The sequence below is a fragment of the Polynucleobacter sp. MWH-UH23A genome, assembly GCF_040409805.1.
Classification (GTDB): Bacteria; Pseudomonadota; Gammaproteobacteria; order Burkholderiales; family Burkholderiaceae; genus Polynucleobacter.
Genome location: NZ_CP099572.1, coordinates 1,738,729 through 1,757,636 on the forward strand (window position 1 = coordinate 1,738,729; position 18,908 = coordinate 1,757,636).

Sequence of the window (18,908 nt, forward strand, 5' to 3'; positions counted from 1 at the left end):
AAGTAACATCGTAACGATTTATTGAAAGGAATGAGAGTGTCTTACCAAGTCACGCTCAAAACGAGCGGCAAACAATTTACTGTTACCCAAGATGAGACCCTCTTGGAGGCCGCATTACGTCAAGGCATTAACTTGCCTTATGGTTGCAAAAACGGCGCCTGTGGATCTTGCAAAGGAAAAGTGGTCGAAGGCAGGGTGAGTCATGGTCAACATAGCGAAAGCGCCCTTAGCAAGGCGGATGAAACCGCTGGTGGCATCCTATTTTGCTGCTCACACCCACAATCAGATTTATTGATTGAAGCGCGCGAAGTTCAAGGTGCTGGAGATATTGCCATCCGCAAAGTACCTTGTAGGGTCAACACCATTAGCAAGCCAAGTAGTGATGTAGCGATTCTTAAACTGCAACTACCCGCAGCGGAACGCTTTCAGTTCTTAGCGGGTCAATACATCGAGTTTTTATTAAAAGATGGTCAGCGTCGCGCTTATTCAATTGCCACATCTCCAGACCAGGAAGGACCGCTAGAGCTGCATATTCGTCATCTACCAGGCGGCGTATTCACTGATTTTGTATTTGGAGCAACTAACCCAGCCCTAAAAGAAAAAGATATCCTGCGCTTTGAAGGACCTTTAGGCAGCTTTTTCTTGAGAGAAGATTCTAAGAAACCGATTATCTTTTTAGCTGCTGGAACTGGCTTTGCGCCGATCAAATCCATCATCGAACAGATGCAAGCCAAGAAGATTGAAAGACCTGTTTATCTCTACTGGGGCGGACGTCGTCCAAGCGATCTCTACTTGAGCGATCTTTGCAAAGCCTGGGAAAAAGACATCCCGAATTTTCAATATATTCCAGTGATCTCGGATGGCCTACCGGAGGATGCTTGGCAGGGCCGCACTGGATTTGTGCATCAAGCGGTAATGCAAGACCATCCAAGTCTTAAGGGCTTTCAGGTCTACGCTTGTGGAGCTCCTGTGATGGTGAACGCCGCCAGAACCGACTTTTCAGCAAAATGCGAGTTGCCTGAAGAAGAGTTTTTTGCCGATTCCTTTACCAGCGCTGCTGATTTAGTCACCGAGTAGTCTTAATAAAGTTAGATAATAGAGTACTAATCAGCTTTTGCAATCCAATCTCCTACCTCAATTAGCATGAACTCACCTGCCCCTATCGACACCCATTCCGTGATGTTTATCACCCAACGTCCAGATGTGATCATGGTTGAAGGGAATGGCTCTTGGTTAACCGATAACAATGGCAAGCGCTATTTGGATTTCTTGCAAGGCTGGGCAGTGAACTGTCTAGGTCACGGTAACCCAGGAATGATTGCGGCGCTCAATGCACAAGCAAAGAAACTCATCAATCCAAGCCCCGCGTTTTACAACGAGCCAATGATTGGCTTATCCAATTTGCTAACAGCCAATAGTTGCTTTAATAAAGTCTTTTTTGCAAACAGCGGCGCAGAAGCGAATGAAGGCGCAATTAAGTTGGCTCGCAAATGGGGTCAGCTCAATAAAAATGGCGCCTTTGAAATCATCACTTTTGATCACAGCTTTCATGGACGCACTTTGGCGACCATGAGTGCTTCAGGCAAACCAGGTTGGGACACCATGTTTGCCCCCCAAGTAGCAGGCTTTCCGAAGGCAGATCTCAATGATTTAGATTCTGTCAAAAAGCTTGTAACAGATAAAACAGTTGCAGTAATGCTAGAGCCCGTTCAAGGCGAAGGCGGCGTGATTCCAGCCTCCAAAGAATTTATGCAGGCTTTGCGTAAATTCACTAAAGAGAACAATCTTCTGTTGATTGTGGATGAAGTGCAAGCAGGTTGTGGTCGTACGGGCACTTTATTCGCCTATCAACAATTTGGCATCGAACCCGACATCATGACTTTGGGCAAAGGTATTGGTGGAGGTGTTCCCCTTGCGGCACTCATGGCAACTGATGCAGTAGCCTGCTTTGTGCCAGGCGATCAAGGCGGCACCTATAACGGCAACCCGCTCATGACTGCAGTTGGTATTAGCGTGATTGAACAATTATTAGCCCCAGGATTTTTGGATAGCGTTAAAGCAAAAGGCGAACTATTAAAGTCTGAACTCCTCAAGCTCTCAGCAGAGTTCGGCTTAGAAGGCGAACGCGGCGAGGGATTGCTGCGTGCGTTAATGCTTGGCAAGGATATTGGCTCAAAATTAGTCGAGTTAGCTCGTGATCGCAGCCCTGAAGGCTTGTTGATTAACTCACCAAGACCAAACTTGTTACGTTTTATGCCAGCTCTCAACGTCAGTAATGATGAGATCTTGCAAATGTGCAATATCTTGCGTGAGCTTCTTAAAGAAGCTACTTAGCAGCCTCTTAGCAGTTGCTTATTCACCCACTTACTCACCTAAATAGGCAGTGCGCACCCTTGGGTCTTGAAGTAATTCCGATCCGAGGCCAGTGAGGGTAATCAGCCCACTTTCCATCACATAAGCCCGATCCGCCATTTGCAAGGCAAGACGTGCATTTTGTTCTACCAACAAGATAGTCATACCGCTGTTGGAAAGATTGCGAACCACATCAAAGATCGTTTCAACCATGATGGGAGATAGACCCATTGATGGCTCATCGAGCAACAATAATTTAGGTTCAGCCATCATTGCTCTACCCATTGCTACCATTTGTTGCTCACCGCCAGAAAGAGTTCCCGCTAATTGAGGGAGTCTTTCTTTCAATCTTGGGAAATACTGAAAGACCTCTTCAAGTTTTCGCTCAATTACTTTAGTATCGCTCTTCAAAAAGGCGCCCATCTGCAAATTTTCCAGAATGGTCATGCGCTTGAATACCCCGCGCCCCTCTGGCACCAAACCAAGACCCAGTTGAGCTAATTCATAAGCGGGCCGACCATTAGTTTGCTGGTTAGCAAATTGAATAACGCCTGCCGCTGGCGTTAATAAACCAGCGATGGCCTTGAGGGTAGAACTCTTGCCAGCGCCATTGGCACCAATTAAAGCAACTAGTTCACCTTGATTCACATGCAAATCAATACCCTTAACTGCATTGATGCCGCCATAGGCTACCCTCAAATCTTCGACTCTGAGCAGCGCACTCATTACACAGCCCCCTGACCTAGATAGGCCTTAATGACTTCGGGATGTTCGCGCACATCGCTAGGTTTTCCTGAGGCAATGACCTTGCCGTAATCGAGCACTGTTAGATAGTCACAAATACCCATTACTAAGCTCACATCATGCTCAATCAGTAGAATCGTTTTTCCATCAGCGCGGATACGTAATAGCAACTCACGTAGTTCTAACTTTTCAGTGGCATTCATGCCAGCGGCTGGCTCATCTAATGCCAATAACTTTGGCTCAGTTGCTAATGCTCGAGCAATCTCCAAACGTCGTTGATGTCCATAAGATAGATTACGCGCTTGCATATCCGCATAGTCACTCAAACCAACATACGCAAGCAATTGAAGAGATTTCTCCCGAATCTGCTGCTCCTCGCGCCGAGTTGAAGAAAAACGAAAAATAGCGCCTAGTAGTCCTGCTTTAGATCGACAATGGCAACCCACCATCACATTCTCCAAAACAGTCATCTCACCAAATAAACGAATATTCTGAAAGGTTCTTGCCAATCCAGATTTTGTAACCTGTGATACCGACTCTGGGAAGTATGAGTTGCCATTAAATAAGAAAATTCCAGAATCGGCAGGATAAAGGCCGGTAATGACGTTAAAGAAAGTGGTTTTACCTGCGCCGTTGGGACCAATCAGACCGACAATTGCGCCGTGTGGGACCTGCAAGCCAACAGAATCCAGTGCCTGCACGCCACCAAAACGCTTGGATACGTCAGCAACATCCAATAACAAATGGGTGGCCATTATTGATCACCCCGCTTCTGCCAGATGCCACCGGGACGATAGAGCATGATCAAAATTAAAGCCAGGCCGTAGATCAGTTGCCGAATCACTTCCACATCAACGATTACATGACCAAATAACATTTTCTGTACAGGCTCAGCAACCACACGCAACACCTCGGGAAATACTGCCAAGACAATCGCGCCCAAGATGACCCCAGGGATGTAGCCAATTCCTCCAAGGACAACCATTGCTAAAACCACAATCGACTCCCACAAGGTAAATGATTCTGGAGAAACGAAACCCTGAAAAGCGGAAAAGAGCACGCCTGCTACACCAGCGAAAGAAGCGCCAATCGCAAAGGCTAGTAATTTCATATTGCGGGTATTAATGCCCATCGCTTTAGCAGCGATCTCATCTTCTCGAATAGCAACCCATGCACGTCCAATTCGAGAATTTTGCAAATGTAAACAAACGATTGTCACTAGAACTGCCAGAATTAGAAAAAGATAAAACACTAAATACAAACCTGGAACCTGAATCAACCCTAAATCTAATGGCTTGGTAAACGTGATGCCAAATACCTGCAAGGGATCAATTGCTGTAATCCCTTTTGGACCATTGGTCAGATTCAAAGGGCGATCTAAGTTATTCATAAAAATACGAATGATTTCACCGAAACCCAAAGTCACAATCGCCAAATAATCACCACGCAATTGCAATGTAGGCAAACCCAGCACAATCCCAAAGAGAGCAGCCAAAACAATTGAAAATATCGCCACCATCCAAGGTGAAAAATGCAGTCCCTGCGGGAATGCCGAGGCAATTACTTCAAAATGATTTGGCAAGTGTGGAGAGGCGAGCAATGCATAGCTATAAGCGCCAAGTGCATAAAAAGCGATGTAACCTAAATCTAATAGGCCAGCGAATCCAACAACAACATTCAGACCCAAGGCCAGCACGATATATAACAATGCAAAGTCGAGAACTCTAACCCAATAGTTACCGCCACCAGCACCTACGATCCATGGCAATAAAACGAGCGCAATTACACCCAAACCAAGATAAGTATTACGACTGAGATGATTTTGGATAAGCTTCTTAAGCACGATCAGAAACTTTCTCACCCAATAAACCAGTGGGTCGAAGTACCAACACCAAAATCAATACTAAGAAGGCAAAAATATCTTGGTAATTTGAACCAAAGACTCCACCGGTGAGTTCACCGATATATCCAGCACCTAGCGATTCAATTAAACCCAATAAGAGACCGCCTAACATGGCGCCCTGCAGATTGCCGATACCACCCAAAACAGCGGCGGTAAACGCCTTAAGGCCGGGAATGAATCCCATATAAAAATGTACGTTGCCATAATTACTTGCGATCATGACGCCAGCCAATCCCGCAAGCGCGCCACCTAACATGAAGGTGATCGAAATTACGCGATTAGGATTAACGCCCATCAAGGAGGCAATTTGAGTTTGCTCAGCGGTTGCACGCATTGCTCTTCCTAGTTTAGTTTTCTCAACCAAGAACAATAATCCACACATCACTGCCAATGCCACCAGAATGATGACAATCTCTTTTCCTGTGATTGTTGCGCCTGTAGAACCTAATTCAATCGGAGTAGATGGAAGTAATTGTGGATAGGTCATCGGATTTCGAGACCAAATCAACATAGCAACTGTTTGCAAGAGTATTGACATACCGATTGCAGAGATCAGTGGTGCTAAACGAGGAGCATTACGCAGGGGGCGATAAGCGATCCGCTCAATCCAATAGCTCAAGCCAGCACAAGCTGCCATCGTGACTGGCAAAACAATTAATAGGGTTAGCCACCCTGGTAACCCACTAGTTAATCCCAAAATCAATCGCAGCAATGATAAAGACATCATAGCGCCAATCATTAGCACTTCGCCGTGCGCGAAATTAATAATCCCCAGCACACCATACACCATGGTGTAGCCTAAAGCGATCAAGGCATAGATACTGCCAAGCACTAAGCCATTGATGATTTGCTGAAGAAAAATATCCATTACTAAACTTTAATAAAAAGAGCGCCGAATACTCGGCGCTCTTTCAAGACTTATTACATATTGATGACATCAAGAACCGTTTTCTTTTTGTCTTTGAAGTCGTACAAAGTAATCACGCCTTCTTTCATATCGCCTGTGCTGTCAAAAGCAATATTGCCAATCAATCCATTCATCTTGGTATCAGGCATTGCAACCAAGATTTTTGCTGGATCAGTTGAGTTGGCGCGTTTCATTGCATCCACTAATACATAGACTGCATCGTAGGTAAATGGCGCATAAATTTGCACATCAGAATTAAAGCGCTCTTTGTAGCGCTTCTGGAAGTCTGCACCCTGAGCCATTTTAGAAAGCGCTTTTCCAGCTTCTGAGCAAGTGACATTTACAACTGCTTCGCCTGCAAGCTCAATGAGTTTTTCGGTGCACATACCGTCCCCACCAACAATCTTCGCTTTAATACCTAACTCAGTAGCCTGCTTAGCTAATGGACCGCCAGTAGCATCCATACCACCATACATAATAACGTCAGGTTTGCTGCCCTTCACCTTGGTCAAAATAGCTTTGAAGTCAGTTGCTTTGTTGTTACTCGCCTCGCGAGTCACCACTTTTAGACCTGCCGCTTTGACGGTCTTCTCAAACTCATCAGCCAAACCTTTACCGTACTGAGTCGAGTCATCAATAATGGCAACCGTTTTTGCTTTTAAAGTGTTTGCAACGTAATTACCTAAAGCAGGACCTTGCTGGGCATCAGTTGCCACTAGACGATAGGTCGTTTTAAAACCTTGCTTGGTGTAATCGGGATTGGTCGAAGACGGAGAAATCTGTGTAATGCCCGCATCGCTATAAATCTTTGATGCCGGAATACTGGTGCCAGAATTTAAGTGCCCTACAACGCCGACTACTTTCGCATCTACTAATTTTTGCGCAACCTGTGTAGCTGTTTTTGGATCTTCTGCATCATCTTCAGGCACTAAAGTCAGAACTACTTTTTTGCCATCAATTGTCAAGCCGGCTTTATTGATTTCCTCAAGGGCCAAACGAGCACCGTTTTCATTATCTTTACCCAAGTGAGCAATGGGTCCAGTCAATGGGGCTACATGTCCAATCTTGACCTCAATACCATCAGCGGGAACGGCAGCAGCTTTATCACCACCCTTTCCACAGGCTGTCAAAATTATTGCAGTCACCGATAAGGCAATAGCGCTCTTCATAAAATTCACTTTTGATGCATTGGAATTAATCATCTACAGCTCCTCTGTTATGAATCAAACTTCAATCAACTAAATTTTTTGGTAACGAAAAGGTTACATCCTCAACAACACCCGCTAAAGGTCGGACACTTCGCGGGCCAAACTCTTGAATGCGAGCTACGATAGATTGAGCAAGGCTTTCAGGGGCTGATGCGCCCGCAGTAAGACCAACTCGCTTTTTGCCTGCAAACCATTCTGACTTCAACTGCTCTGGCGCATCAACCATGTAGGCAGGCACGCCTAATTTTTCCGCTAATTCACGCAAACGATTAGAGTTCGAGCTTGACGCACTACCCACCACAATAACGACTTCGACTTGAGGTGCCATAAATTTCACAGCATCTTGGCGATTCTGAGTGGCATAACAAATATCTTGTTTGCGAGGCTGAACAATATTAGGAAATTTTCTGGTGAGCGCTTCAACAATCTCTTTAGTCTCATCAACGGACAAGGTTGTTTGCGTTACAAAAGCAATTTTTTCATCGCTTGCGAAAGGCAAATTTTCTACATCGCTAATTTTTTCGATTAAGAAAACACCTTCTTTAACTTGGCCCATAGTGCCCTCTACCTCCGGGTGCCCCGCATGACCAATCATCAATACCGTAAAACCCTCTTTGCACATCTTGATGACTTCAAGATGCACTTTAGTCACCAGAGGGCAAGTCGCATCGTACACCTGCAAGCCACGTTGCTCAGCATCTTTACGCACTTCTTGAGATACCCCATGTGCGCTAAATACGACGATTCCACCTTTAGGTACTTCATGCAACTCTTCTACAAATACCGCGCCCTTATCGCGCAATTCATTCACCACATAGGCATTGTGAACAATTTCATGGCGCACATATATCGGCGCACCAAAGCGCACCAGTGCTTCATTCACGATATTGATTGCACGATCAACTCCTGCGCAAAAACCGCGGGGCTGCGCCATCAAAATTTCTGCGTTATCAGATCCACTCATATTGCTTTAAAGAATAGCGACAATCTGCGCTTCAAAAGTTACTTCGCGACCAGCCAAAGGGTGATTGAAATCAAACCAAGCACCCTCGTCATCAATAGATTGCAAGACACCCGCATATTGAGCACCACCAGGCGCATTGAATTCAATAACGTCACCTGGATTAAATTCCACATCATCATCGCGGCCTTCTTTCAGAGCCTTGAGAGAAACCCACTGCACCAAATCTTCTTTGCGCTCTCCAAAACTTTCTTCCGGCGAAAGTAAGGCGCTCTTTTTATCACCAACACCTAATCCCAACAACACCTTTTCAAAGCAAGGCGCAAATTGACCAGAACCCATCAGAACCGTCGCAGGACGATCAACAAACGTGTTGATGTAATCCTCCCCATTGGGCAAAGTCAGCCGATAGTTGAGGGTCAAATAGGAGTTGGGCAAAACAGTAAGCTTAGTCATAAGGTGATTGTATCTAGCCCCACGTCGGGAATGCATTCTTCAATCCCCCAATGGCCCAAAAATCAACAGCCCCGTGAGAAGCTTCGCCTACATGGCGCTAAATGCCTTACTGATGCAGAGTTGTTGGCGATATTTTTAAGGGTTGGCGTCAAAGGTAAAAATGCCGTCACCCTAGCAAATGATCTTTTGCACCACTTTGGCAGCCTTCCCCGCCTGCTTGCCAGTAGTCCAGCTGAATTTACCCGTATCCATGGAATGGGGATCTCAAAATGGAGCCAAATTCAAGCGGCATATGAGCTAGTTAAACGCAGCCTAGAAGATGGTCTTGCCCAACAATCCATCTTTTCCTCTCCGGGTCATGTCAAAGAGTTTTTACAAGCCAAAATTGGTGGTCTGCCACACGAGGTTTTTCTCTGCCTCTATCTAGACTCAGAACTGCACTTGATTGAATGCCAAGAGCTGTTTCGGGGATCAATCACGCACACAGCGGTATATCCCCGAGAAATCCTCAAAGAGGCCCTTTCCAGAAATGCCAGCGCCCTGATTGTTGCCCACAACCATCCTAGCGGCAAACCCCTGCCTAGCAAAGCGGATCAAGATTTGACCCAAACCCTTATTAAAGCCTTGCAGCTTGTGGATATCCCCTTGCTAGACCACTGCATCGTAAGTCATGGCGGTTTTTTCTCATTTTCGGAATCTGGCCTTATGGATATTGAATAATATTGATAGTATTTACTAACATATTAGAAAAATACTGTGCTTCTATGGTCAATTTCACGCCTTTTTGACCCTTTTGGCCTACCGCCAAAGCCACATGGGGCTAGCCCAAAATAGGCTTTGGCTGATACAATCTTTCTTTTTCGCAATTAATGGAGTTAGTCATGGCAAAAGTTTGCCAAGTCACTGGGAAAAAGCCGATGGTTGGCAACAACGTATCCCATGCAAACAATAAAACAAAGCGTCGCTTTTTGCCGAATTTGCAAAACCGTCGTTTCTGGGTTGAATCTGAAAACCGTTGGGTTAGCTTGCGCTTAACCAACGCTGGTTTGCGCGTTATCGACAAAAATGGCATCGATGCTGTTTTGTCTGATCTCCGTGCACGTGGCGAAATTTAAGGAGCGCACAAATGGCTAAAGGCGGCAGAGAAAAAATCAAATTAGAGTCATCAGCTGGTACTGGTCACTTCTACACAACTTCAAAAAACAAGCGTACTAAGCCTGAGAAAATGGAGATCATGAAATTTGATCCAACCATTCGCAAGCACGTTGCTTACAAAGAAACAAAACTCAAGTAATCGACATAAATCATTACTTGAAGTAAATAAAAAACCCGCTTCTGAGCGGGTTTTTATTATTCATATTAGATAATTTAATTTATCTTTTAATGGCTTATGCGTAACGACGCAATCTTAAAGAAAACTCTCGCAGACTTGTTAAGCCGCTATCCTCTGCACGTTGACACCAAGCATGCAATTGTGACAAAAGCTGTTCACGTGTCGCTGATGAACGACCCCAAATCGCCTGAAGATCGCGGCGCATCTCGATCATCTTGCGAAGCTGAGCATTACTAGCCATCAACTCTTCTAGCTTGGCCTTCTCCTCTTGGCTTAGGCGTGATTCATCTTTAACCAGCCAAGTGCGTGCATCGCTTAAATGGCTTGCGAGCACTTGCATATGTTGCACTTCGTTACTAAAGAAGTTACGTAAGGTTTTACTGTAACGCGCCATGATTTCATAGCGGTTTGCAATGATTGCTTCTAGTGTATTTTGATCGGCTGGACGCAAATCACTTAAGACTGGTTTTGGTGGTGTCTTTTTCACAGTAGCCAAACCAACCGCGCTCATCATCTGGATATATAACCACCCAATATCAAACTCATACCACTTGTTGGAAAGTTTCGCGCTAGTGGCAAACGTATGATGGTTGTTGTGCAGCTCTTCGCCGCCAATCAAAATGCCCCAAGGAAAAATATTGGTTGAGGCATCTTCACAATCAAAGTTGCGATAACCCCAATAGTGACCAATACCGTTAATGACACCAGCGGCAGTAATCGGAATCCACAGCATTTGAACAGCCCAAACCGTTAAACCAATTGCTCCAAATAAAAACACATCAATGATGAGCATGATGGCAACACCTTGCCAAGTAAACCTGGAGTAAATATTGTGCTCAAGCCAATCATCTGGAGTGCCATGACCAAACTTTTCCAAAGTCTCTTGATTCTTTGCTTCTTGCTTATAAAGCTCAGCGCCACGTGATAAAACTGTGCCGATTCCGAGAATTTGTGGGCTATGGGGGTCATCCACCGTCTCGCACTTAGCGTGGTGTTTACGGTGAATTGAGGCCCACTCTTTGGTCACCATACCGGTGGTAAGCCAAAGCCAAAGGCGAAAAAAGTGAGAAACAATCGGGTGCAGGTCGAGAGCACGGTGCGCCTGACAACGATGCAAAAAGATGGTTACGGCGGCAATCGTGATGTGGGTAGCAATCAATGTAAACAGGGTGATCTGCCACCAAGACCAATCTAAATATCCATTGGCCAGCCAATTAAGGAATAAATCAAAACCTGAGCTCGAGACGGTATTCAAAAGCATATCCTTTAAGTATCAGCTTTCATTTTAACGCTTTTCAGGCTTTTTTTGACCTATCTTTCGTTAATTCTTAGGTTTTGGTATTTCTGGGTTTTCAGATTTAATGCTTTTTTTCTGAAAAACAGCCCCAAAAAACCCATCTGTACCATATATATGAGGCCACAATTGCCACCAAGGATTATCTGCCGAGCAGCCCAATGGTAATTTTTCCTTTGGAAACAATGGCTTGAGAACCTCAGCCGCTGGAACCACCTCAAACTCTGTGTGATTCTTGAGAAAATCCTCTGCAACTCCTTGATTTTCCTGAGGTAATAGGCTACAAGTCGCATATACCAAGCGACCACCTGGCTTTAGCAGACGGGCTGCTGAATTCAGAATACTGACTTGCTTTTGATTCAGTTCAGCAACTCCCTCGGGGGTTTGGCGCCACTTGAGGTCTGGATTGCGACGCAAGGTACCCATACCACTACAAGGGGCATCAACCAGAACGCGATCAATCTTTCCAGCCAAACGCTTGATCTTGGCATCGTTCTCAGAATCAATCCACACAGGGTGGACATTTGAAAGACCGCTACGAGCCTGCCTAGGTTTGAGATTGGCCAAGCGCCGCTCAGATGTATCAAATGCATATAGGCGACCTGTAGATCTCATCAACGCGCCAATTGCTAATGTCTTGCCACCGGCGCCCGCACAAAAATCGACAACCATCTCACCTCGTTTTGGAGCCAGCAAATATGCCAACAATTGACTGCCTTCATCTTGCACTTCAAACATACCCGCTTTAAAGCCCGCAGTGTTTTGCAAGGCAGGTTTACCCATAATGCGCACACCATCTGGTGCAAACGGAGTTGGAGTAGCTTGATAACGACCACCTAAAGCATTCATCTGCGCGAGCAATTCTTCACGATTGGTCTTCATCGTATTCGCACGTAAATCTAAAGAGGCAGGATGCATTAATGATTTCGCTAATTCTTCGCGAGTATCTTCACCTGGATATTTTCCAAAAGCATCCCATAACCACTCAGGTAAATTGTTGCGCACTAATGGATTTAAAGAACTTGGATCTACCGTTGAAATTCGTTGCAACCACTCATACTCACCTGGCTTCAGAACATGCGCTAAGTCCGCGATTGCGCTCTCGGCACGATTACCAGAGCCAAGCCCACCTTCAGATAGAGCGGACAGCAAACCCAATAGGGCTAAGCGTCTAGACTGAGATCCCTCACCACTTACAGCAAACTGAGAGAACTCATTTTTACGACGCAAAATGGCAAATGCACTCTCCGCTATCAATGCACGATCGCGATTACCAAGCTTTGGCTCAGATCGAAAATAACGACTTACTACTCGATCAGCAGGTTGATCAAATTGCAGCAATTCAGGAAGCAGGCGCTCTAGGTGAATCGCATGTTGAGGTAAAGCTTTTGCATTTGAGAAATTTTTCTGACCTTCAGGCGCAATCAAATTACCACTAGCATTGCGTCGCTCAGGACGACGCAGTGGATCTTTTGATTTAGTCGCATAACTTTTTTGCGGACCTAAGCGCTTACTGGATTTTGGGTTGGAACGTTCTGCGCTCATAATTTAAATAATTGCGATTCTGGGGGTTGTAACTTCACTTGATTACCTTCAATGCGCAATCGTCCATCAAGAAACCATTTTACGGCTCGCGGATATATCTGGTGCTCTGCTTTTAAAACTCGAGCGGCAAGTGTGTCAGCATCATCACCCTCGAGTACCGGCACGGAGGCCTGACAAATAATTGGCCCCTCATCAACACCCTCGGTCACAAAATGCACTGTTGCTCCATGCTCTTTAACCCCTGCCTCTAGGGCTCGCTCATGTGTATGCAAGCCAGGGAAGGCTGGCAAAAGGGCAGGATGGATATTAATCAAGCGACCCTCAAAATGACGAATAAAACCAGGGGTCAAAATCCTCATAAAACCCGCCAAGACCACTAAATCAGCCCCTAACTCATCAATCTTTTGAATTAAAGCGGCATCAAAAGAGTCCCGGGTAGCATGTTCCTTGTGCTCAATTGCAAACGCTGGAATGCCCTGCGAGCGAGCAAAATCAAGGCCCTTAGCCGCAGAGTGGTTGGCTATAACACCTGCAAATTTGACTGGCCATTGTTCTTTTTGAGCCGTTTTAACGATGGCCTCGAAATTAGATCCGCGGCCGGAGATTAAGGTAACGATAGAAAGCATGCCCACAATATAATTGATGGCTACCCTGAAGGCGATTTTGTGAACGTATTTCGTGGCTCGACCCCGTTTTCCGCAGGACCTGCTTGTGCTCTAACCATCGGAAATTTCGATGGCGTGCACAGGGGTCATCGCGCCCTGCTCAAGCAGTTGGTTGCTGGCGCTCGGGAAAGGGATCTAGTTAGCTGTGTGCTGACCTTTGAGCCCCACCCAAAAGAATTCTTCTCCCCCGAACAAGCCCCACCCCGAATTCTGAATCTGCGTGACAAATTGGTCGCGCTTGCAGATCTTGGTATTGATCGAGTGGTTGTAGAACATTTCAACTCAGCATTTGCTCGCCTGTCACCTGAAGAATTTGTAGCAGAAATTATTGTTAAACGCCTCAACACCAAATGGATTTTGATTGGCGATGACTTTTGTTATGGGGCTAAGCGAGCAGGTAATTTTGCAAGCCTCAAAGTGGCTGGCGAAAAATATGGATTTGAAGTTTCCAGCATTCAAACGATCTCTGAAGATGGAAAGCGCATTTCTAGTTCAGCATTGCGCACCGCCCTTGCAAATGGTGATATGAAGCAAGCAGAGAAATTACTCGGTCGTCCTTATGGGATTTCTGGACACGTCATTCATGGGCAACAACTTGGTCGCAAATTAGGATTCCCGACTTTAAATTTAGCCGTAGCTAATCATTTACATCATCGCAAGCCTGCGACTACTGGCATCTTCACTGCGCAGGTACTGGGGCTTAGCGACAAACCGTTACCAGCTGTAGCTAGCCTGGGTGTAAGACCTACGGTAGAAGATGAAGGTCGTGTGTTACTTGAGACCCACATCTTTGATTATCAAAAGGATGTTTACGGGAAAATTATTACCGTTGAACTCTTAGAAAAAATTCGTGACGAGGAAAAGTATGATGACCTCGACACTCTCACAAATGCGATTGCGCAAGACGCGAAGCACGCCAGAAATTATTTCCAGAAAAAATCTTATGTCTGAAAAAGAAAATAGCTATCCAGTCAATTTACTAGACACCGCATTTCCTATGCGGGGAGATCTAGCGAAACGTGAACCACAATGGGTTGCGCAATGGCAAAAAAATAAACTCTACGAAAAGATTCGTGCGGCTCATGCTGGTCAACCAAAATTCATCTTGCATGATGGTCCTCCTTATGCCAATGGTGATATTCACATTGGTCATGCGGTTAATAAGATCCTAAAAGACATGATTGTTAAATCCCGCTGGTTAATGGGATTTGATTCCGCCTATGTGCCTGGCTGGGATTGCCATGGAATGCCAATTGAGATTCAAATCGAGAAACAGTTTGGCAAAAATCTACCTACCGCCGAAGTGCAAGCCAAAGCTCGCGCCTATGCACAAGTGCAGGTAGATAAGCAAAAGAAGGATTTCGAGCGCTTGGGTGTATTGGGTGACTGGAATAACCCCTATCTCACCATGAATTACCGCAACGAGGCCGATGAAATTCGTGCGCTGGGCAAGATTTGGGAAAAAGGCTATGTATTCCGTGGCCTCAAACCAGTGAACTGGTGTTTTGATTGTGGCTCTGCACTTGCAGAAGCTGAAGTGGAATACCAAGATAAAACCGATCCAACAGTCGATGTAGGTTTTGCGTTTGATGATGCACAGCGTCCACAACTAGCCAAAGCATTTGGATTGGCAGAACTTCCCAATAAGCCTGGTCAGATTGTGATCTGGACAACAACGCCTTGGACTATTCCAGCCAACCAAGCAATGAATGTTCACCCAGAGCTAAGCTATGCTTTAGTTGATGTAGGCGAAAAGCTTTTGATTCTTGCAAAAGATCGCGTTGAAACCTGTTTGCAAGACTATGGTCTCCAAGGTAAAGTCATTGCCACTTGCCTTGGTGAGAAACTCGCCAATATTTCTTTCTGGCATCCCCTAGCTTCCTTACATGAAGGCTACAAACGTCTTTCACCAATCTATGTAGCCGAATATGTCACGCTGGATACCGGCACGGGAATTGTTCACTCTGCACCTGCCTATGGTGAAGAAGACTTTAAGTCTTGCAAAGCGAATGGGCTTGTAGATAAAGACATCTTGAACCCTGTAATGGGAAATGGTGTTTATGCGTCTTGGTTGCCGCTCTTCGCTAACGAATACATCTGGAAAGCAAACCCAAAAATTGTCGAGGCGATGCGGGAAGCAGGAAGCCTACTGCGTGACAAAACGTATACCCACTCGTATATGCATTGCTGGCGCCATAAGTCGCCGATTATTTATCGCGCGACCTCGCAATGGTTTGCAAGCATGGATAAAAAGCCATCGGATGGCAAAGCCAGCTTGCGTGAAACTGCTTTAGCCGGTATCGACAGCACCGACTTCTTCCCCGCTTGGGGTAAGCAGCGTCTACATAGCATGATCGCCAATCGTCCCGATTGGACGCTCTCACGCCAGCGTCAATGGGGTGTGCCGATGGCTTTCTTTGTTCATAAAGAAACTGGAGATCCACATCCCCGCACAGTCGAGTTACTCGAGGAAATTGCAAAGCGCGTAGAAAAAGGTGGCATTGAAGCTTGGCAGCAACTTGAGGTTTCTGAGTTGCTCGGTGATGAAGCTTCTCAATACGAAAAGAATCGCGACACATTGGACGTCTGGTTTGATTCAGGCACAACGCATTGGCATGTGATTCGTGGATCGCATCGCGATGAACTACTCACCGCAGAAGCTGAAACGCCTGCTGGTCGTTTGGCTGACTTGTATCTTGAAGGCTCCGACCAACACCGCGGTTGGTTTCACTCTTCATTACTTACTGGCGCGATGCTCGATGGCAAGCCCCCCTATAAAGCGCTATTGACTCACGGCTTTACTGTTGACGGCCAAGGCCGCAAGATGAGCAAATCAGTGGGTAATGTTATTGCACCTCAGCAAGTGGCAGACAAACTGGGAGCAGAAATTATTCGTCTCTGGGTTGCTTCCACAGACTACTCGGGTGAGATGACGATCTCCGATGAAATCCTGAAGCGTGTAACTGAAAGCTATCGTCGCATTCGCAATACTTTGCGATTCTTGCTTGCCAATCTTTCCGACTTTGATCCTAGTAAGCATGCGATGTCTTCCGATAAATGGCTGGAAATTGACCGCTATGCAGTAGCACTTGCCAATCAATTACAAAGCGATATTGAGGCACATTACAAAGCTTATGAGTTCCATCCAGCTGTCGCGCGCATGCTCACATTCTGCTCAGAAGACTTGGGGGGATTCTATTTGGATATCCTCAAAGATCGCCTATACACCAGTGCGCCTGATTCCGCAGATCGTAGAGCAGCTCAAAATGCACTTTTCCACATCACCCGCAATCTCTTGAAGTGGCTATCTCCATTCCTATCATTTACCGCAGAAGAAGCTTGGCAAGATCTTCCCAAAGACCCTAGCAAGAAACATTCAGAATCGATCTTTATGGAAGAATTCGGCTCTCTCCCAGAAATCGCTAACGCAGATGAACTGCTTGGTAAATGGAATCGTATTCGCGAGATTCGTTCAGAAGTGACCAAGGCCATCGAAGTTGAGCGAGAGGCGGGTAATGTAGGCTCATCCCTGCAAGCCGAGCTCACTATTAAGCTTGGTGATGCCGACTTCGCCATCTTGCACTCGCTCGAAAATGACCTACGTTTCGTCACCATTACTTCAAGCGCCAATATTGAGTTAAGTAATGATGGCTTAGAGGTTTTGGTACGTGGCAGTCAATATAAGAAGTGTGGCCGCTGCTGGCACCACACCAAGGATGTTGGCAGCAATGCGGATCACGCCGATCTCTGCAGCCGCTGCATTAGCAATCTTTTTGGTGATGGCGATCATCGTCTCTTTGCTTAAATCGATTTATTAATGAGCCAACAGAACATTCCGTTTTTACGTTGCATGGCGATTGCAGCTATTACATTGCTCTTAGATCAGGCGACTAAATGGCTGGCCTTGAGTCAATTACAACCTGGAATTCCGGAACCTGTTCTGCCTTTCTTCAATTGGTTGCTACTGTTTAATCCTGGCGCCGCATTCTCTTTCTTGGCTCAAAGTTCGGGATGGCAACGTTGGTTCTTTACCGCCCTCGGTCTGCTTGCTTGCGTCTATATCGTCTTTATGCTGCGCAAGCATCAAGATGAAAAGCTACTTTGCATCGCCCTTAGCCTCATTCTCGGGGGAGCAGCAGGTAATGTTTTAGATCGCCTAATGTATGGTGCTGTCGTTGATTTTATTGATCTGCACTACGCCAACTGGCATTGGCCGGCCTTTAATGTAGCTGATAGCGCTATTTGCATTGGGGCTGTATTGATCATTGTTAGCGAATTACGCAAGTCATTTGGCAAATCTCCTCAATCCCAGTAAGCTGGCGCCATGCAATCCCTATTAAATAAAAAAATCGTTCTTGGCATCTCTGGCGGCATTGCTGCTTACAAGACGCCTGAACTTGCACGATTACTCATGCAAGAAGGTGCTTCCGTTCAAGTGGTCATGACTGAAGCTGCCCAGCAATTTGTTACCCCAGTAACAATGCAAGCACTTACAGGCAATCCCGTATTTACAAGCCAATGGGATAACAGCATCAGCAACAACATGGCGCATATTGAGCTCTCACGCGCTGCCGATGCGATTGTGATTGCCCCAGGAAGCGCCGATCTAATGGCAAAGCTTTCTTTGGGCCTGGCAGATGATTTGTTAAGCACCCTATGCCTTGCCAGAGACTGCCCTTTACTCATTGCACCCGCCATGAATAAACAAATGTGGGAGCATGCCGCCACACAAAGAAGCGTAGAAAGGCTGCGTAAAGATGGTGTGACGCTACTCGGCCCTGCCAGCGGATTCCAGGCCTGTGGTGAAGTAGGTATGGGTCGCATGCTGGAACCCAGTGAAATCGCGGAGCAGGTCATCGCCTTCTTCCAGAAAAAAACATTGCTCGGCAAAAAAGTATTGATCACTGCAGGACCTACATTTGAGGCGATTGATCCAGTTCGGGGAGTCACCAACCACAGCTCCGGCAAAATGGGCTTTGCTATTGCTAGGGCTGCGCTTGAAGCTGGTGCTCAAGTGCATTTAGTTGCTGGTCCATGCGATTTACCCACTCCACTTATGGCAACTGGGCTCATTACTCGCATCAATGTCGTTAGCGCTAAAGAAATGCATGCTGCCACACTAGCCGTGACTGATTGCGACATCTTTTTTGCAGTAGCCGCGGTCGCTGACTGGGGTATCGCCAAACCAGCCAAAGAAAAGATCAAGCGCAACGGAAAAGAAGCGCCCAATATTGAATTCGTGGCCAATCCTGACATACTTTTAGACTTTGCTAAGACAGTCAAAACCAAGGGTGGCAAACCCCATCCTTACTGCGTTGGTTTTGCCGCCGAATCTGCCGACCTTGAAAAACATGCTGACGAGAAACGTAAGCGCAAAGGCATCCCAATGATCGTGGGCAATATTGGTCCAGATACTTTTGGCAGCGATTTAAATCAATTACTTGTCATAGATGCCAGTGGCAGCAAAAAAATTGCCAAAGCAGAAAAACTCCAGCTCGCACGCCAACTGATTCAGCTAGTAGCTAAGAAAATTTAATTTA

The 18,908-nt window shown here is 46.0% G+C and carries 19 protein-coding genes; 9 read left to right on the plus strand and 10 right to left on the minus strand.

Annotated features, from left to right (window positions below; translation table 11 throughout):
- Positions 1-36: 36 nt before the first annotated feature.
- Positions 37-1,077 carry a CDP-6-deoxy-delta-3,4-glucoseen reductase gene (locus NHB35_RS09090; protein WP_353432050.1) on the plus strand — a complete coding sequence of 347 codons (1,041 nt, stop codon included), beginning with the start codon at positions 37-39 and terminating at the stop codon, positions 1,075-1,077.
- 66 nt (positions 1,078-1,143) lie between these two features.
- On the plus strand, positions 1,144-2,334 hold the full coding sequence (locus NHB35_RS09095; protein WP_353432051.1) for an acetylornithine transaminase: 1,191 nt from the start codon (positions 1,144-1,146) through the stop codon (positions 2,332-2,334).
- 30 nt (positions 2,335-2,364) lie between these two features.
- Here NHB35_RS09095 and NHB35_RS09100 read toward each other — a convergent pair whose 3' ends face one another.
- The 7 genes from NHB35_RS09100 to NHB35_RS09130 are packed head-to-tail and all read right to left on the minus strand — an operon-like array spanning position 2,365 to position 8,531.
- A complete protein-coding gene (locus tag NHB35_RS09100; protein WP_353432052.1) occupies positions 2,365-3,078 on the minus strand; it encodes an ABC transporter ATP-binding protein in 714 nt (237 codons plus the stop codon).
- Positions 3,078-3,851: an ABC transporter ATP-binding protein gene (locus tag NHB35_RS09105; protein ID WP_353432053.1), complete on the minus strand. Its 774-nt coding sequence runs from the start codon at positions 3,849-3,851 to the stop codon at positions 3,078-3,080. Before NHB35_RS09105 ends, NHB35_RS09100 begins: the two co-directional genes overlap by 1 nt.
- Entirely contained in the window at positions 3,851-4,888 is a 1,038-nt protein-coding gene (locus NHB35_RS09110; RefSeq protein ID WP_353433434.1) for an ABC transporter ATP-binding protein, read from the minus strand. The genes NHB35_RS09105 and NHB35_RS09110 overlap by 1 nt, the downstream gene beginning before the upstream one ends.
- A 43-nt stretch (positions 4,889-4,931) precedes the next feature.
- Positions 4,932-5,867, minus strand: a complete 936-nt coding sequence (locus tag NHB35_RS09115) for a branched-chain amino acid ABC transporter permease (protein ID WP_353432054.1) — start codon at positions 5,865-5,867, stop codon at positions 4,932-4,934.
- A gap of 53 nt (positions 5,868-5,920) precedes the next feature.
- Positions 5,921-7,108: a branched-chain amino acid ABC transporter substrate-binding protein gene (locus tag NHB35_RS09120; RefSeq protein WP_353432055.1), complete on the minus strand. Its 1,188-nt coding sequence runs from the start codon at positions 7,106-7,108 to the stop codon at positions 5,921-5,923.
- Between the two features lie 28 nt (positions 7,109-7,136).
- The gene (gene ispH, locus NHB35_RS09125; protein WP_353432056.1) at positions 7,137-8,078 is read right to left on the minus strand and encodes a 4-hydroxy-3-methylbut-2-enyl diphosphate reductase; all 942 of its coding nucleotides are present in this window, start codon (positions 8,076-8,078) and stop codon (positions 7,137-7,139) included.
- Between the two features lie 6 nt (positions 8,079-8,084).
- On the minus strand, positions 8,085-8,531 hold the full coding sequence (locus NHB35_RS09130) for an FKBP-type peptidyl-prolyl cis-trans isomerase (RefSeq protein WP_353432057.1): 447 nt from the start codon (positions 8,529-8,531) through the stop codon (positions 8,085-8,087).
- A 30-nt stretch (positions 8,532-8,561) separates the two neighbouring features.
- Here NHB35_RS09130 and radC point away from each other — a divergent pair, with 30 nt between their 5' ends.
- From radC to rpmG, 3 genes are all read left to right on the plus strand, one after another.
- Entirely contained in the window at positions 8,562-9,251 is a 690-nt protein-coding gene (radC, locus tag NHB35_RS09135; RefSeq protein WP_353432058.1) for a DNA repair protein RadC, read from the plus strand.
- A 161-nt stretch (positions 9,252-9,412) separates the two neighbouring features.
- A complete protein-coding gene (gene rpmB, locus NHB35_RS09140) occupies positions 9,413-9,646 on the plus strand; it encodes a 50S ribosomal protein L28 (RefSeq protein WP_076023792.1) in 234 nt (77 codons plus the stop codon).
- A gap of 11 nt (positions 9,647-9,657) precedes the next feature.
- Positions 9,658-9,825 carry a 50S ribosomal protein L33 gene (rpmG, locus tag NHB35_RS09145; RefSeq protein ID WP_015421876.1) on the plus strand — a complete coding sequence of 56 codons (168 nt, stop codon included), beginning with the start codon at positions 9,658-9,660 and terminating at the stop codon, positions 9,823-9,825.
- 94 nt (positions 9,826-9,919) lie between these two features.
- On the opposite strand, the gene NHB35_RS09150 is transcribed toward rpmG, so the two are convergent.
- The 3 genes from NHB35_RS09150 to purN all read right to left on the minus strand — a co-directional run bounded on the left by NHB35_RS09150 (position 9,920) and on the right by purN (position 13,329).
- A complete protein-coding gene (locus NHB35_RS09150) occupies positions 9,920-11,119 on the minus strand; it encodes an acyl-CoA desaturase (RefSeq protein WP_353432059.1) in 1,200 nt (399 codons plus the stop codon).
- 66 nt (positions 11,120-11,185) lie between these two features.
- Positions 11,186-12,703, minus strand: coding sequence for an RsmB/NOP family class I SAM-dependent RNA methyltransferase (locus NHB35_RS09155; RefSeq protein WP_353432060.1), 1,518 nt, complete (start codon positions 12,701-12,703; stop codon positions 11,186-11,188).
- Positions 12,700-13,329 carry a phosphoribosylglycinamide formyltransferase gene (gene purN, locus NHB35_RS09160; RefSeq protein WP_353432061.1) on the minus strand — a complete coding sequence of 210 codons (630 nt, stop codon included), beginning with the start codon at positions 13,327-13,329 and terminating at the stop codon, positions 12,700-12,702. Before purN ends, NHB35_RS09155 begins: the two co-directional genes overlap by 4 nt.
- A gap of 39 nt (positions 13,330-13,368) precedes the next feature.
- On the opposite strand from purN, the gene NHB35_RS09165 reads away from it, so the two are divergent.
- From NHB35_RS09165 to coaBC, 4 genes are read left to right on the plus strand one after another with little or no spacing between them, the layout of a single operon-like run.
- Positions 13,369-14,319: a bifunctional riboflavin kinase/FAD synthetase gene (locus NHB35_RS09165; protein WP_353432062.1), complete on the plus strand. Its 951-nt coding sequence runs from the start codon at positions 13,369-13,371 to the stop codon at positions 14,317-14,319.
- A complete protein-coding gene (gene ileS / locus NHB35_RS09170) occupies positions 14,312-17,173 on the plus strand; it encodes an isoleucine--tRNA ligase (RefSeq protein ID WP_353432063.1) in 2,862 nt (953 codons plus the stop codon). The genes NHB35_RS09165 and ileS overlap by 8 nt, the downstream gene beginning before the upstream one ends.
- A 12-nt stretch (positions 17,174-17,185) precedes the next feature.
- Positions 17,186-17,683, plus strand: a complete 498-nt coding sequence (gene lspA / locus NHB35_RS09175) for a signal peptidase II (protein WP_353432064.1) — start codon at positions 17,186-17,188, stop codon at positions 17,681-17,683.
- Between the two features lie 9 nt (positions 17,684-17,692).
- Positions 17,693-18,904 (plus strand): bifunctional phosphopantothenoylcysteine decarboxylase/phosphopantothenate--cysteine ligase CoaBC, encoded by a 1,212-nt coding sequence (coaBC, locus tag NHB35_RS09180; protein ID WP_353432065.1) that lies wholly within the window; start codon positions 17,693-17,695, stop codon positions 18,902-18,904.
- The last annotated feature ends 4 nt before the right edge of the window (positions 18,905-18,908 follow it).